Consider the following 14,337-nt stretch of genomic DNA (forward strand, 5'->3'; position numbering starts at 1 on the left):
GGTTATTGAATTGTCGCCAACTCAGCAAGCCAAGCTTGCATTCGGGCTGGCTCGATCATGGCTTGCCCAAGAGTGGTATGAACCTCATGATGCGGCTCGCTAGGCGAGAGGCCCTCCGCCCACTGCTGAACATAATCACCAATCTCTTGCAGTGTGTGCCTCGCCTGAGCCGCTTTAATCCGTCGGCCCTCACTGCGCCGAAGAACGTCCTGATGCTTGGCATATTCCGCCTTGAATTCGCGGGTCCATCGGCTTGACAAGTTGAGCAACCCGTCGATCTTTGACGCCTTCGGTTGATCGGCGGGCGCAAAGGCTGAGCAATGCACAGCCGCTGCATGGAGATCATAGCCGAGCTGCAAGGCACCGTTGCCCGGGCGCAAGTACGGGTGGAACCAGTCTGCAAAGCTGCCATTGCTATGCACAGGCTTGTCACCCTTGTTCGGAGCTTCGTTGCAGGTGCTGCAGATAAGTGTCAGGTTATCAGCGCACATGCTGAGCAATGGGAACGCGCTCTTGATAACCCAGTGGTCCACGTGCGGCGTATCGCCCAGCGGCCCACCACAGAATACGCAAACCTGGCGGGCGTGGGGGTCATGGTTCAGGCGGTGCGCAATACGAAAGGCGTCGACGAAGGAAGCGTAAGAGACCCCACCCACCGCGACTGGCGTCCCATCTGCCAGATAGGGCAAGCCAGCACGAAACCCCTTGTCGTAGAAAGCCTCCATCAAGTCCTTGAACTCCGCCCAGTTCACCGGGTCCACCTGCGGACCTGTCGTGGGCCATGGCGGCGGCGCAGCTTGAAACTGCGCCGAGAGTGCCGATACGGATAGTACCCAAGCGGCCAGCGCGCCTTTCTGTGCAGCAGACATCGCCACGACAACTTCTGCGCGGTCTAGGAGCGGTCGTCTGTCTTCCTTGCGCTGGAGAAACTCCCACAGCCAGTCCGCTTCTATGGCCGTAGGCATTGCGGGCGGTTGCAAGCCCGCTTGGGTCAGGTTCGCCGCCGTGGTGCCAGGGGCGCAAAGCCACAGCGCGAACCTCTGCATCAGTTGCTGGCACGCCACCAGCGCGGGGGAACATATCACGCGATGGATGGGCTTAAGCATCCCCACCCCGCCAGGTGTTCAGCAACGTACGTAGCTCGCTGCGGTAAAAGCCCGATCCCATGCGGGCAATCAGCCGTTCCAGGTCGGCGATCTCAGCCTGCGTTCCGGTTGTCTGCGCCAGCTTGCCTTCAATGAACTCCTGCGCTCTCTTGCCGATGCTGTCGTCGGCGCCAAACACCGTCATCATCAACGCACTCGGGTCGGTCCCGAATGTTGGCTCGTCGACGCTGCGCACATTGGAGCCATGCGGCGTCTTTTCCACCATCACGATCTCGTTGTTGAACACATCGGACAACACGATGGCCGAATGGGTAGAGATCAGCACGTCGTTGCTGGTGTGGCCGATAGCGTCGTCGATGATGTCGACGATCTCACGCTTCCACTTATCGTTGAAGTGGGTCTCGGGCTCGTCGAGAAGCAACAGGGCATCCTGCTGACCTTGCAGCAGATGAAAGAGTGCCATGCGACCCAAGACCATCTGTTCGCCATCCGACAGCTCCTCGTGGCGTAGCACGCCGGTGTCGTCCGCCTCGGTCATATCAACATCGCTGGGCACAGGTCCACGGCGCAGGCGGATCAGCACATCGTCGAAAAGCCCTACCTGGATCAGCTCCAGCAGGCGAGTGAACAAGTCGAAGGCGCTAGCATCCTTGACGCCACCCAACAATATCCAGAGGGCTTCACCTTGAGTCGAGCATGCCTGCAGCTCGTCTCGGGCGGCAGAAGCAAAGCTCAGTGCCTGCAAATCGAGCGGGCCCTTTAAATCAAACCAGAGGGCGCGACGTGCTTCCACCGGATGCGGTTCGGCAATCACTTCGCTGGCGCACAGCCACCAGTCGTGGGCGGTTTCGCAAAGCTTTTGGTCCCACTGTTCAGCCTGTAGGCGCGAGCGGAAGGCCACAGACACCAGGTGATGCCATCCGCCGCGCTCCAGCAGTTCTTGCAGCGCAGCCTTGTCGTCGGAGCGATGACGAAGCTGAGCCATTGCGGCATCGACTTCGGCGCGACTCGGGTAATCAGCGGTTTCAACGAAGGCCTGCGGCAAGGCCACCGCTAGTAGGGCGCACTTGAGCAAAGTGGCATCCAGCAGCAGGGGGCGCCGAAAACTTTCTGCTTCGGCGGTCGAGACGCTTCTGTCGACACTCTGAGTTGCGCGAAAGGCGGATCGGGCCGCGATCAAAGCACGCTCTTGGGCTGACGTCCATCCCGCGGGGCGCTCTTCAACGTTGTTGTCGTCATCCATTCGCTGTAAACCTTCTGCGTTCTGATTTCGGCTCCACACCGAACGCCACGGGCGCAAGTCACCCGTGGTGTACGCGAGCACCGCCGAGGGCAGCGCTATCTGAGGTGGCGTACTGTCGCGCTGCGGCCAGCGGCCAGGCTCAATCAACGCCGTGAAGCCAGGCACTGCAGGTTTGCCCTCGAGTGCTAAGTGCTCGATGCAATCCTCAAAAACTTCCTGCCCGTTCTTATCGTCGAACTCAAACCGCTCGTGCAGCCAGAGGCTGGCCAGTTGCCGGTCGCCTGGGCAATGCAGCAACAACGTGCGGTGGCTGGGTGAACCACGCACACCCAGTTCGTAGACTAGGCTCACCGGGAAAGCCGGCACACGCAGGTCGGCCAGAGCCAAGAACACTTCGGCCACTGCTCGCAACAGGTTGGACTTGCCGCTGCCGTTCACGCCCACCACAAACCGGATAGCGCATTCGCGGGCCAGTGGGGAGCCGCTGGCAAAGCACACCTTGATGTTCGAGATCGGCGGATAGTTCTGAAGGTGGAGGTAGCGCAGGCGCATCAGACCTCCTCCAAGTCCACTTGCGTCGCTGCCACACTGAGGGCGCTGGCAAGGTCAACTTTCAGATCATCGAGTGAAGCATAGTGCCGGCCTTGGTCCACCAAATGGGTGTAGTCCTTGCCTCCATCGTCTTCTATCGAGATGACCTGGAACACTCCGCCCGCGCCCGCCCGCTCGGAGGCCTTGTAGTCCAACTGAGCTTGCAAGTAGTAATGTTCCTGATCGACATCTGCCGACAAGGCCTTGCGCAGAGCCTGCACGTCCGCTAGTCGTGTGAACTCATCTTCTCGCAGCGGACGAAAGGCTTTGAGGTAGTCTCGCTCGCCGCTTTCCTGTCCAACCTTGAGCAAGGTGACTTTTGCAATCAGACCCAGGGCGGCCATCTGGCTAAGTGTGCGGCGGATGCGGTTGCCATGCGAGGTACCGAAGACTCGAAGCCGCTCGGTCACTGCGGTGTCGTCGCAGAAGCGCGCAAACACGTCTGGATCTTCGACCAACAGAGGTTCGCCGCTAGCTTGGCAGTACGCGGTGAAGGCGGCCAACACTTGACGCTGGAACTCACTCAGTTCGCCCTGCAGCCAATGGCGGGCGGGCCGTACAGTCAATTCAGCCTGGGCAGACGGCGTAGCAGTGATGGTGGCGCTAAGAGCGACCTTGGCGCCCCGCTCGCGAAGTAGCGTGTCGCGGGTCTGCAGGGCCTCCGCGATCTCGTTGGCGTGATCGTCGCGCCACGTGGAAGTCAGCTCACCGATCAATGCCTGTTGGCTCACGACTGTCTGCAGCTCAGCAAACGCATCTAGTTTGCTGAGCATTTGTGATCGCAGCGCTTCGACGGTACGCACAAACTTGGCAAACTCGTCCTGGATGGACAACGGTGGCAGCGGGACCGTGATTCGACCCAGGTCAGTCGGACTCACGTTGGCCATACTGACCGCCTGCTTGGCTGAATTTGTCAGTCGGTACTTGCCGTAAGCGCTGTTCAAGGTGGCCCACAGGTACTCAGGCAGCATCTCGCTTTTCAAGCGCAGCCGGATCAGGTAAGAAGCGAAGCTGAATGCGCCAGCAACTGGGCGCCACACTGCGCACTTGCCAACAAGCTCTTTTGAGTTGGTTCGATTGAACAGCAGGTCGCCATCTTGCAATTCGGTCGATGCGATGTCCTTGGCGGACAAGCTGGCGTACTTCAGTTCAGACAAGTCCAGCCAACCACTGCTGGTGATGCTGTTCATGCGCAGCACTGCATGCGTGCCATGCGCCTCCATCGCCTCGGAAACGCCGTACTGCGAGCCGGCAATGCAGTCGCCGATCCGCACTGGGTCGATGAGGCCATCAGGGGTGTACCACGCGCCAAAGTGTTCCCAGTACGCGGTTTTCACCAACTGATCGACCTGCTCGCTGATCAAGTGCTTGGCCTTCGCTACCGCTTCCGTATGCCGCAACACATCGACGATGCGCTGTTGCTCGGGAAGGGTCGGGAGGGGGAGCCTGACCCGAGACAAAAAGTCGGGGGGGACTCTTTGTAGGCCGCCCGTACCGACAAATGCAGAGGCGGCACGGTCACGAAAGGCTTGTTGGCGAATGAAGCTGAAAATGAACTCAGGAAGCACGGCGGGCGTGGGGCGTAGAACATGGAATTCGGTAGAGCCGAATCCCAGCCCATTTACAAGCTGACCAGCAACGGCAGCCTTTCCGTTCTCCATACAAGGTGTGACCTTTGCGAACAGCACATCGCGTTCACGAAAGCTTGTATAGCCCTTCGCGACTTCGCCGAACGTGCGCTCCTCTGGTTTGTCGATCACCCCCGCAGATTCGTTCACTGCGGACATCGGCACAAAGGTCACCGGTAAATCGTCACTGGGCCGATCCTCGGCTAACAGCCGAGGGTTCAGTTCGCAAACATCAGTGAGCCGTACTTCTGCCCACGTCTCTGGCAGCCTCATTCCCGCCCCTCCACCATGGCCAGCAGCTTGTCGAGGCCGTTGATGATGTCCTGCTCTGTCGTCTTGAGTGCGCCGATCAGCTCAACGACACTCTTGTCGCTCTTGAGTTGGGTGAAGTCGAACGGCTTGTATTGCCCGGCAGACAGGTTCCACTCGCGTGCCTCGATGCAGTCGGGGTCGAGCAAACCGTCCTTGAGCCTGCCCTTATCGTCGTACAGACCTTCAGCCAGAAGGGCCTGCACGTAGGCGTGACGCACGAGGCCGTCAGCGTCGTGCGATCCGACGAGCGTGCCGTCCTCGCCGCGCCAATCGTCGTTGCGGGCCCAAGCGCGCACCGGCACCACCCAGTGTTTGGCCGCCTTGAGTTCCGTCGCTTGGTCGACGGCGAGGCTGCGCAGCGTCACATCGAAGCCGTCGAGCTTGGCCACCTCGCGGGCAATGGCTTCAAACGCGGCCTTGAGGTCAGGCACGGGCGTCTGTTGACTGAACTGCACGACGGGCGCCTGCTTGACGGCGGTCTCGTGGAATGACAGGCCGGCCTTGATAGCGTCCTTCACCAGGTCTTTCCACAAAGGCAAGGCAGGGCCATCCTCCGCGTCAAACAAGCGGTAAACCTCTCTCGCCGCCCGGTTGAAGTCTTGCTGTGGCACCCTCATGGCCTTTTGCCAATCGGCTAAGGCATGCTCAGCGTTCATGGGCCTATTGTCGCTGCCTGCCGTGCGCCATTGCTCCCAGATGGGCTGCGTTGGAGCCGCGAAGTACCTGATCACCAAGTCGTACAACTGCTGGCTGGCGGCATTGCATACTTGCGCTTCTGCCGCCTTGGGGTCAGCAGGCAGTTCGGGGAACAACTCGTGGATGCTCCAGACTTGTCCGTCCCACATACTGGTGTCGGACAAAGCCGCGAAAGCCTCACCGGCAGGCGTAAGTTGGTCGGCAGTGTCACGCAGCAGCGCTTGGCGCCATCGTTCGACGCGAAAGCGGGGTTGAAGCAGCACCTTTGCGTGGTGCTGCGAGCCTGTGCGGCCGTGCGCGAGCCAGGCTTTGAACTTCTCCAGTGCATCCCATAGGTCGTTCTGCTGGCCTGCACGGGGATTGCGCTTGGCATCTCTCGAGTACCCGTCTTCTTCCACCTCGTAAAACCAGACATGCTCGGTGCGCGGGGCCGCGCGGCTGGTGGAGGTCGGTCGTTCGTCGCGCCTGGTCTCCTTGCGGAAGATGAGAACCGAAGTCTTCACGCCAGTATAGGGTTGAAAAACACCGCCAGGCAGCGAGACCACACCCTCAACGACGTGCTCGGTCAGCAGCTCGCGGCGCAGGCGGGCGTGGGCATCAGTGTTGCCGAACAGCACTCCCTCGGGAACGATCACCGCGCAACGGCCGCCTACGCGCAGCAGGTCGAGCATCAGCCACAAGAAGAGCAGTTCGCTCTTGTTTGTGATGCTTTCATCCTTCTTCTTTCCACCACCGCCTACGCGTGGGAACAGCAAGGAATCGGGCTCCAGATCACCACTGTCGACCGTGCCGGTAAAGGGCGGGTTGGCCAACACGAAGTCGTAGGTTTCAGATTCAAGCAGTTGTTTGAGCTGGCCTTTGCCTTCGCGCTTGCTCAGCGAGTCGCCCTGCAATAGATGCGGGTCGGTCACGTCGTGCAGCACCAAATTCATCCAGCCGATGCGCGCCATGGTCCGGTCGTTGTCCAGGCCGACAAAGTTGGCGCCGTCATGGATTGCGGTGTACTGCTCGGGCGTGGCTGCGGCGCCGTCAGTGCGGTGCGGCGTGCCGTCCCATTCAAGCACCACATTCTCTTGCGCCGAGTACTTGCGCATCAGATGCTGCTGCGTGCTGAACAGAAAGCCGCCCGTGCCGGCCGCGGGGTCGATTACACGCTGGCCGGGCTCTGGACCGAGCAACTCGACCATGAAGCGGATCAAGTGGCGTGGCGTGCGGAACTGGCCGTTTTTACCTGCGGTAGCTACCTCACTGAGCAGGTACTCGAAGGTGTCACCCATGATGTCTTGAGCGGCGTTACCGTCACCGGCGCGGGCAAATAGCTGATCGATGGCGTCGATGGCGTCACTCAGCACCTTGCCTTTGTTGGGGTCAAGCTGAAAGTAGGCATCGGCCATGCGATTGTTGAGACTAGCCAGTTCGGTATCGTCGACGCTGGCTGTGCTGAAATGCTTGTCGAGCTCGCGCAGCCATGGGAACACCACATCAATTAGGTGGCCGGGGTTGGTCTTTTCCTGACGGATGTAGCTCCACTTGCACGACTCGGACCCTGCGTAGATCGACGGAAACCCGCGTTGTTGGCGCTTGAGGTCGATATCCTCCAGGCGCTTGAGAAACAGCAGGTACGTGATCTGCTCCACTGCCACCAAAGGGTTGGTGAGGCCTGCGGCCCAGAAGCGATTCCAGAGTTCGTCAACTTTTTTCTTAATGTGTGGAGCAAGCATTCAGGTTCGTCCTAGATTGATCATGCGGCCTCGTCCAACAAATGGTTGGTCAAGGCGATAAGTTCGTTGATTTCCTGCGGAGGGAACAGCGCTTCGACGCGCCCCACACGTGAGAGAGGTGGCTCGTTGAGCGCCGCAAGGGTGATGCGACCGCGGCGCAGCACGGCTGCTTTCACAGCACGCAAGAAGTTAAGTTGGTTGGCGCGCAGGTACCCATGTGCCGCAATGAAGGCATCAAACGCACCGTTGATGCGATCTTCTCGGTTCGGCAGGTGGGCGTCATTACACAGCATGTGACGCAGGAAGTCGGCCAATGACGCAGCTGGCGCTTCGAAGGCCTTGCGCAGAGTGTCTTCCGTGACAAAGAGGTCGGCTTGATTCAGCGTCGCACTGATGCGTTCCAATTCATCGGTGTTCAGGTCCTCGCCGTTTTTGAGTTTGGCCAACTCCGGTAGCTGCTCGGCCAGACGGCGTATCAGCGCCTCCACCTGCTCGCGATAGCTCTCGGCAAAGGCACCTTCGCCTGTGGGGCCGTAAATGATCCAGCTGCGTTGGGTGATGCTGTCAGGCAGATTGACTTCCACCGTATGCTCGGCAGTGCGCGTGCGGTATCGCATCAACGGCGCGAACACGGCTTGCAACTTGCCAAGTCGGTCCATGTCCAGGTGCTGCCAAAATCCGGCGGACTGAACCCAGGCCCGCTGCTCGGCCACTCGTTGCACCTCGGGAATGTTGTCGGCCAAGCTGGCCACCGCGCCTTGAATGCGCTCACGCACCTTGGCCTGCTCGTCAGAGTCTCCCTTGAGCCAGGCCACGGTGAGCCGTTCGCACCATACGCGGAACTGCAACTCATCCAGGCCCGCCAGCGGAGCCAGGCGCATCAGCGGTGCAATGCTTTTCGACAGGTGTTCAAGCATTGCCGGATTGGGCGCCGGCCATTGCCTTGTCAGGGCATCAAGCTCGTCCCAATACGGCCGGACATTGATGCTTTGGCGTGGCAAAGTCAGCAACATGGTTTGTAGCGTTTCAATCGCGTCGCGCGTGTCTTGCGCATCAGGCTGCAAGCCGTGCAGCAACTGCCAACCTTCAAGCCGCAGGCGGAATATGCGCACGGGCAAGGGCTCGCTCGGGTGATCGACCTCGCCGTCCGGTTTGAGCTTAAAGTACGCAAAATTCTTCCAGTGGTCGATGATCAAGAAGTCCTTTTTGATCTCACCAGTGGGCTTGTCTATGTGCAAGCGCGTACCGCGGCCGATCATCTGCCAAAACTTGACCTTGCTGAAGACGGGCTTGGCGAAGACCAGATTCTGGATGGCGGGAACATCGACACCGGTATCGAGCATGTCCACTGATATCGCCACGCGCGGCATCGCGCGGAATTTGAAATCATCCAGCGTGGCGTCGGCGCGTTCCATATGGCTGTCGATAATCTCGGCCATGCCTTGGCGTTGCAGTTCTGGGTAGAGACGATTGAAGCTCTCGTACAGGCGCTTGGCGTGGGCATGGCTCACCGCAAAGATGATGGACTTGTGGGGGAGCCCGCGCATGTCCTTGCGGCTCTTGTCCATGAATTCGCGCACCATCGCGTCGTTGGTGCCTTGGTTGGTAACGCCTTTCTCGATGTCGGTACCGTCGAAATTCAGCTCTTCGAGTTCCACCCCCTGATCAAGCGCCATCTGCTGCAATGGCTGCGGCAAAGCATCGCCTTGGATGCCCTTCAACTGGAAGTTGGTCTGCGCGTCCAGCACGCGGTAGTTCACCAGGTTCTGGTCGGCAATCGCCTGCTCGTAACTGTAGTAGTAGCTGGGCACCCCATCGCCGCAATCGAACAGGTCAAAGGTGTTGTGGTCGATGTAGTCGGTTGGCGTGGCAGTCAGACCAAGCTGAATTGCATCAAAGTGGTCAAAGACGGCCTTGTAGCGCTGGTAGATGGATCGGTGACTTTCGTCTGCCACAATCAGGTCGTAATAGCCCACCGACAAGCGCGAGTAAACCTGCATCATGCTAGGGTAGGTGGAAAACTGGATACGTGCGCCGGAGGTTTCGCCAGCCTCGATGCGGGCCAGACTCTCGTTGGGCAAGTGCGACTTGAACTCCGACATGGCCTGTCGGACCAGTTCGCGCCGGTCTGCCAAGAACAGCACGCGCTGCACGCGTTTGGCTCGCAGCAAGGTGTCAACCAGAGCGATCGTCGTCCGCGTCTTCCCGGTGCCGGTCGCCATTACCAGTAGGAATTTGCGCTTGGCGGTCGCTACGCCCTCTGTGACCCGTCGAATGGCCTCGTTTTGATAGTCGCGGCCGGCGATTTCTGCGTTGATGGCAATGCCAGCCAGCGGCTGAGCGAACTGGCGCTGGTGATGCAGTCGCTCCAGGTCGTCTCGCGTGTAGAAGCCCGACACCTTTCGAGGTGCGTAGCGTTCGCGATCCCAGAACTGAATCTCTTTGCCATTCGTTAGGAAAACGAATGGATCATGGCCAAACTTCGCTTTGATGACGTCAGCATAGTCTGCAGCCTGACGCTTGCCCGCCAATTCGTCTCGAGAAGTGCGCTTTGCTTCCACCACGGCCAGCGGCTTGCCGTCGCTCCCAAGTAGCACGTAGTCCGCGAACTGCTGGGCGTTGTAGCCCGCCTCAGTTTCCTGTGCCGTCAGAACGAATTCTTCGATAAGACTTCGTCTAGACTTGTTCCAACCGGCGTGCGCCAACTGAGCGTCAACAAGTTGAGCGCGTGTAATTGCCTCGCTGGAAGTCGGGGTCACCAAATTGCTTCTCCCCTGCGGTCAAGTTGACGCCGGCCAATGCCGAGCAAAGTCAAATGAAAGCTGACGATGGTGCCGAATGGACAGAAGATACATAGATGCATTGACCTCCACAGCCACATACAGCATCAGGTAGTCACCATGTAGGTATTCGCGCAGGGCGTTGGCTGAGCCTTCCGGCAGAGTGGCAAGTTGCGCAAGCGCCTCTGCCGATTGCGGTGGGTTGTCGACGTAGCGCCGACCAATGCGGGGGAACCGGGCCAGGTTAGGGATCATCGTCGCGCGAAGCTCGGCAAGCAGGTCGTCAAAAGCAAGGGCTGCATTCGCCTCCGACAAGAACGCCTCGATTGCTTCCAAGCGTTCCAGAAAGCTCGCCGTCAACTCAACCTGGTAGACATCCTCAACCACGCTTTTTGGCAGCCTTGCCGGTGGGAGCGCTGGCTCGGCGGTTTTGAATTTGGGCGAGGGCCGCATCCGCCACGCAGGTACGGCCTGCCTCGATATCGGCCAATCCACGCTTGGCATCGTCGACCAGCAGCAGGTGGATGCGCTCGCGTTCCAGCCGGTGGTAGTAGTCCAGCCGGTCTGCGTCGATTAGAGCGACATAGCTTTCGCCGTTTTTGGTGATGATTTTTTCTGCACCGGCCTTCGCTTGGTCAGCGAGTTCGGAGAGGTTGGCGCGCGCTTGGGTGAATGGCACCACATCACTGGCTGAAAAGCCCATGGCTGGTTCCCGGGAGGGTGATGACAGAATTCTGTGCAGTGTATCTCAATACAGCATGCGGGGCCAGGTCCGTCACTCGCCCCCTGGCCTGCGGTGGCGCCCTCGATCGACGCGCCATACAACGTAACAACGCGCTATGCCGCCTACGAGAAAGCCATCTTCAATGGCGACACTCCTCTGCGTGTGAAGCGGTGCGAGCGCCTGAGCGTTCGGCGCGGACTGACAGTAGGCAGCGGGGGGCTGCTTGCGCGGCGACCAGTGTCGACTGGCAGCTTTCAGCCGATACTGTTCAAAAAGTCGCTGCGTGTCTTTGTCAGCTCCGCCGCGAGAAAACGAAGCTCTCAGATCGGCCTACAAACCGCTTGTGCACGTCAGCCAAGGGTAAGGAGACCCCCGAAAACCTCGCGAGAGAGACGGCTAGCGACTTTTTCAAAAAGTATCAGCCTGATAGGGTCATCCATGAAAATGTGCTTGCTGGCGGCTTCTGGCCGACTTGAGCCGGTTATATTTGATATGGACTGCACATAGTCAAACGCGGATCCGCTCGACCTCGTCCAGGCTGATGTCATCGCGACGCCGGTCGTACAGCTGGGTGGTGCGAGTCGATGCGTGATTCGCCATCGCGGCGGCGTTTTCGAGCGTGCCGCCATTTTTCAGATAGGCGGTGATGCCGGTCGCGCGGAACGTATGGTTGCCGATATTTGTATTAATGCCGGCCGCGAGCGCGCGACGCCGCACCATCGCGTAGGCGTTGGCCTGCGGCAGTGGTGTGTCGCTGAGCTGGCCGGTACCGCGCCGGATCGTGCGAAACAGCGCCCCTTTCGGATCGGCGCCGATGTCGGTGCCATCGAGATACGCATGGAGGTACGCCTCGAGCGTGTGATGACACGGCATCTCGTGGCGCTTGCCGCCCTTTTCTCGCAGGCGCACCCACAGGCGCCGATGCTGCACATAGACGTCGTCGACCCGCATCGCCAGCGCCGCGCCCACCCGCGCGAACGAAAACACCATCAGCGCAATCAGCGCGCGGTCGCGCAGGCCGATCGGGGTCGTCACATCGATGCTGTCCAGCAGCTGCCGCGCCTCGGTCGCATCGAGCACCGGGGTTTTGCCCTTTTTCGTGGTGTGGCTGGGACCGCGTACCGAGGCGGCCGGGTTATGCGGCACGATCTGGCCCGTGACGAGCCAGTCGAACAGATGGCGGATCGCCGCCAGGCGCTGCTTGACGGTTGGCGCCGACCGGGTCTGCGTCTGCAGTTCGATCCAGGCGGCCACGTGCAGCGGCTGCACCGCAGTAATGGACGGCACGCCGGCGCCAGCGCACCACGCCAGAAAATCCCCCGCGGCGCGTGCATAGGCGCGCCGCGTGTGCGGATTGCGGATCGCCGACGCGAAGAATTCGAGGAAACGGATGCCAGCCCGATCACCTGCGGCGATCACCAGCGCGGGCGTGGAATCCAGTGCGACGAGCTGCATCATGGTTCGCCCGGTTTGCCAGGCCAGAACGCGGCATCGAGGATCTGCTCACCAGTAAACGGGCACGTCATCGGCAGCAGCGTACGGGCGAGGCCGGTGGCGTCGCACACGTCGTCCTGCGCGCGGCGCCACGCGCGGGCCAGCGTGTCTGGCCAGTGCTCGCGCAGGCTGGGCGCATCCGCCAGCAGGCGCGGGATCATGTCGCGCTCTTCCTGGATCGTCACGTACCACGCGGGTCGCCGGTCGCCCTCAAGTAGCGCCCACTGCAGCAGGGATTGCAGGAGTCGGGCAACGCGTTTGTCCAGTTCGCCGTGCAACGCCCGCGCGAGCGCGTCGAGCTCTTCCGCGATGTGGTCGCGATCGAGCGCATCGACGGCGCCCGCCCGCAGCCGGGCGGCCTGCTCGCGAGCCCACAGTGAAAAATCTGTGTCGTAGCCGGCCCCGACCGCGTCATCGGCACCCGGCGCCTCGACGGGCGCCACGGACGGCTCGCCCGCGTTACGGGCATCCCATTCGGACCGCAAGCGCTCCTGATATTTCTGGCCGTCATTGTCAGGTGGCGTGATGCGCAGCCATGCACCAAGCGTATCCCTGACGCATTCCTGGCACAGATCGAGGCCGACCTCACTGCCGTCGCCAAAGATCGAATCGAAGCCGCCCCGGAACGCCACCGACACCTTTTCGTGCCACCCGGCGTCATCCGGGGTCATCCGCCTCTGACACCGGTCGCAGATGCAGGCGGCCACCTGCTGAACCGTCCTCGCCTGATATTCCAGCATGCGCCGTCCCCATCGATCTATCTGATAAAGGACATTATCACATATAGAGGCCGCAGATTTAATTTTTCATGCACATCATCGATATAGATGATTGACATCGCCGTGCTGCTCGCTACAATAGGCGCACTCACATCAACTATATGCACGCTATGCACAACACCGCAGAAAAGGCGACCACCCCCTTCGAGCAGCAATTGATTACGAAATACCCCGTTGAAACGATCCGCGATGACATCGCCACGGTGTTCGGCCACTACATGCGAACCATTGCGCGAGTGATTGGCACCAACGATAGCCACTATCTGTGGCGTCTGCCGCAGATTGATGTGGAAATCGAAACCGGTGATCTGTTCAACCCCGATGAAGCCGTGACCGATTTGGGCCTGACGTACGAGCAGATCCACCACACCGATCTGGCTCGCTACATGGAAGCGCTTCATAACTTTGCCGTCCATGGCCGGCTTGATGCGAGCATCGAGGCGATGACCTATGAAAGCCAGTACACGTGGATTGCCGATCTGCTGATGGATGCCGCCGAGGGACATGTCGCGGACCAATGGGATTCGTATATCGGTGGTGGAGGCGCATTCATCAGCGAGAGCGCCGGTCGCTGTCTCCAAGTCGCTGAACTGGCGAACGCCCGACACATTCTGGAAAACGGCGAAGGGTTTTCCTACTTCTCGCGACGTCGCGGCAAGAAGGAAAGTAGCGATCTCGATCGCCTGACCGTTGGACAGCTGGCGCTGCTTGCCGATATGGAAGAAATGAGCGTGCGGGCCGCCGCCAATCCGAAGCGGGCCACGCCACTTCAGACAGAGGCCACGCCCGAGGGTACGCGCATCGCCCGCGATGTCGCAAAAGCCTGGCTGCAAGCTAAAGGACGCTACCTTCCTGTCGTGCAGTACTGGAGTGCCGGTGAAGTGGACCTGCAGAAACGCCGTTTCAAGGATCCTCACGACCTGCTGCGGGCGCTGGACCAGCGGCGCAAGGCACTGATCGCCCGTCTTGAGGCCAACACGCTCGATGCGGCGCTTCTCAATGCCGGCATTGTGTTGGAGAACGCTTTCGACGGGCAATCCCTTGCTTGGGAACTCATGACCCGCTTCGACGATGCGGCGTTCATGACAACGCTCGCCGGGCTGCTTGAACTGCCCGCTCCATGGCTGGTGCTCCGCGCCCGTGAAGCCACCACGCTGGCCCGCCTGGCAAAAATCGAGCGCGAACTGAAGGCACTGAGCCAGCCCCCGGACGACGGACAAGACTGAGGCTGGCCATCGAATCCCATCCATAAGAAAGCGATAT

At 60.3% G+C, this 14,337-nt stretch carries 10 protein-coding genes; 1 reads left to right on the forward strand and 9 read right to left on the reverse strand.

The annotated features are described in order from the left end of the window. Positions 1 to 2 precede the first annotated feature (2 nt). From BCA01S_RS09640 to BCA01S_RS37000, 9 genes are all read right to left on the reverse strand, one after another. On the reverse strand, positions 3 to 1,106 hold the full coding sequence (locus tag BCA01S_RS09640) for an HNH endonuclease signature motif containing protein (protein WP_027776727.1): 1,104 nt from the start codon (positions 1,104 to 1,106) through the stop codon (positions 3 to 5). Next, positions 1,099 to 2,901: an AAA family ATPase gene (locus tag BCA01S_RS09645; protein ID WP_027776728.1), complete on the reverse strand. Its 1,803-nt coding sequence runs from the start codon at positions 2,899 to 2,901 to the stop codon at positions 1,099 to 1,101. The genes BCA01S_RS09640 and BCA01S_RS09645 overlap by 8 nt, the downstream gene beginning before the upstream one ends. Beyond that, on the reverse strand, positions 2,901 to 4,841 hold the full coding sequence (locus BCA01S_RS09650) for a restriction endonuclease subunit S (RefSeq protein WP_027776729.1): 1,941 nt from the start codon (positions 4,839 to 4,841) through the stop codon (positions 2,901 to 2,903). The genes BCA01S_RS09645 and BCA01S_RS09650 overlap by 1 nt, the downstream gene beginning before the upstream one ends. After that, a complete protein-coding gene (locus BCA01S_RS09655) occupies positions 4,838 to 7,297 on the reverse strand; it encodes a type I restriction-modification system subunit M (protein WP_027776730.1) in 2,460 nt (819 codons plus the stop codon). The genes BCA01S_RS09650 and BCA01S_RS09655 overlap by 4 nt, the downstream gene beginning before the upstream one ends. 20 nt (positions 7,298 to 7,317) lie before the next feature. Continuing rightward, positions 7,318 to 10,056, reverse strand: a complete 2,739-nt coding sequence (locus BCA01S_RS09660) for a type I restriction endonuclease subunit R (RefSeq protein WP_042318424.1) — start codon at positions 10,054 to 10,056, stop codon at positions 7,318 to 7,320. A 21-nt stretch (positions 10,057 to 10,077) separates the two neighbouring features. After that, positions 10,078 to 10,464 (reverse strand): type II toxin-antitoxin system RelE/ParE family toxin, encoded by a 387-nt coding sequence (locus BCA01S_RS09665; RefSeq protein ID WP_027776732.1) that lies wholly within the window; start codon positions 10,462 to 10,464, stop codon positions 10,078 to 10,080. Then, on the reverse strand, positions 10,457 to 10,780 hold the full coding sequence (locus BCA01S_RS09670; protein WP_027776733.1) for a type II toxin-antitoxin system Phd/YefM family antitoxin: 324 nt from the start codon (positions 10,778 to 10,780) through the stop codon (positions 10,457 to 10,459). Before BCA01S_RS09670 ends, BCA01S_RS09665 begins: the two co-directional genes overlap by 8 nt. Positions 10,781 to 11,308: 528 nt before the next feature. Next, a complete protein-coding gene (locus tag BCA01S_RS09675) occupies positions 11,309 to 12,259 on the reverse strand; it encodes a tyrosine-type recombinase/integrase (RefSeq protein WP_027776734.1) in 951 nt (316 codons plus the stop codon). Further along, entirely contained in the window at positions 12,256 to 13,035 is a 780-nt protein-coding gene (locus tag BCA01S_RS37000) for a DUF29 domain-containing protein (protein WP_084166842.1), read from the reverse strand. Before BCA01S_RS37000 ends, BCA01S_RS09675 begins: the two co-directional genes overlap by 4 nt. 149 nt (positions 13,036 to 13,184) lie before the next feature. On the opposite strand from BCA01S_RS37000, the gene BCA01S_RS09685 reads away from it, so the two are divergent. Next, a complete protein-coding gene (locus BCA01S_RS09685) occupies positions 13,185 to 14,300 on the forward strand; it encodes a hypothetical protein (RefSeq protein ID WP_027776736.1) in 1,116 nt (371 codons plus the stop codon). Positions 14,301 to 14,337: the final 37 nt, after the last annotated feature.

This window comes from Paraburkholderia caledonica NBRC 102488 (genome assembly GCF_000685095.1).
Taxonomy (GTDB): domain Bacteria; phylum Pseudomonadota; class Gammaproteobacteria; order Burkholderiales; family Burkholderiaceae; genus Paraburkholderia; species Paraburkholderia caledonica.

Bases quoted from the DNA above. Each gene is read 5' to 3' on its own strand.
- BCA01S_RS09640 (WP_027776727.1), bottom strand. From the start codon at position 1,106: ATGCTTAAGCCCATCCATCGCGTGATATGTTCCCCCGCGCTGGTGGCG.
- BCA01S_RS09655 (WP_027776730.1), bottom strand. From the start codon at position 7,297: ATGCTTGCTCCACACATTAAGAAAAAAGTTGACGAACTCTGGAATCGC.
- BCA01S_RS09670 (WP_027776733.1), bottom strand. From the start codon at position 10,780: ATGGGCTTTTCAGCCAGTGATGTGGTGCCATTCACCCAAGCGCGCGCC.
- BCA01S_RS09675 (WP_027776734.1), bottom strand. From the start codon at position 12,259: ATGATGCAGCTCGTCGCACTGGATTCCACGCCCGCGCTGGTGATCGCC.
- BCA01S_RS09685 (WP_027776736.1), top strand. From the start codon at position 13,185: ATGCACAACACCGCAGAAAAGGCGACCACCCCCTTCGAGCAGCAATTG.
- BCA01S_RS37000 (WP_084166842.1), bottom strand. From the start codon at position 13,035: ATGCTGGAATATCAGGCGAGGACGGTTCAGCAGGTGGCCGCCTGCATC.
- BCA01S_RS09645 (WP_027776728.1), bottom strand. From the start codon at position 2,901: ATGCGCCTGCGCTACCTCCACCTTCAGAACTATCCGCCGATCTCGAAC.
- BCA01S_RS09650 (WP_027776729.1), bottom strand. From the start codon at position 4,841: ATGAGGCTGCCAGAGACGTGGGCAGAAGTACGGCTCACTGATGTTTGC.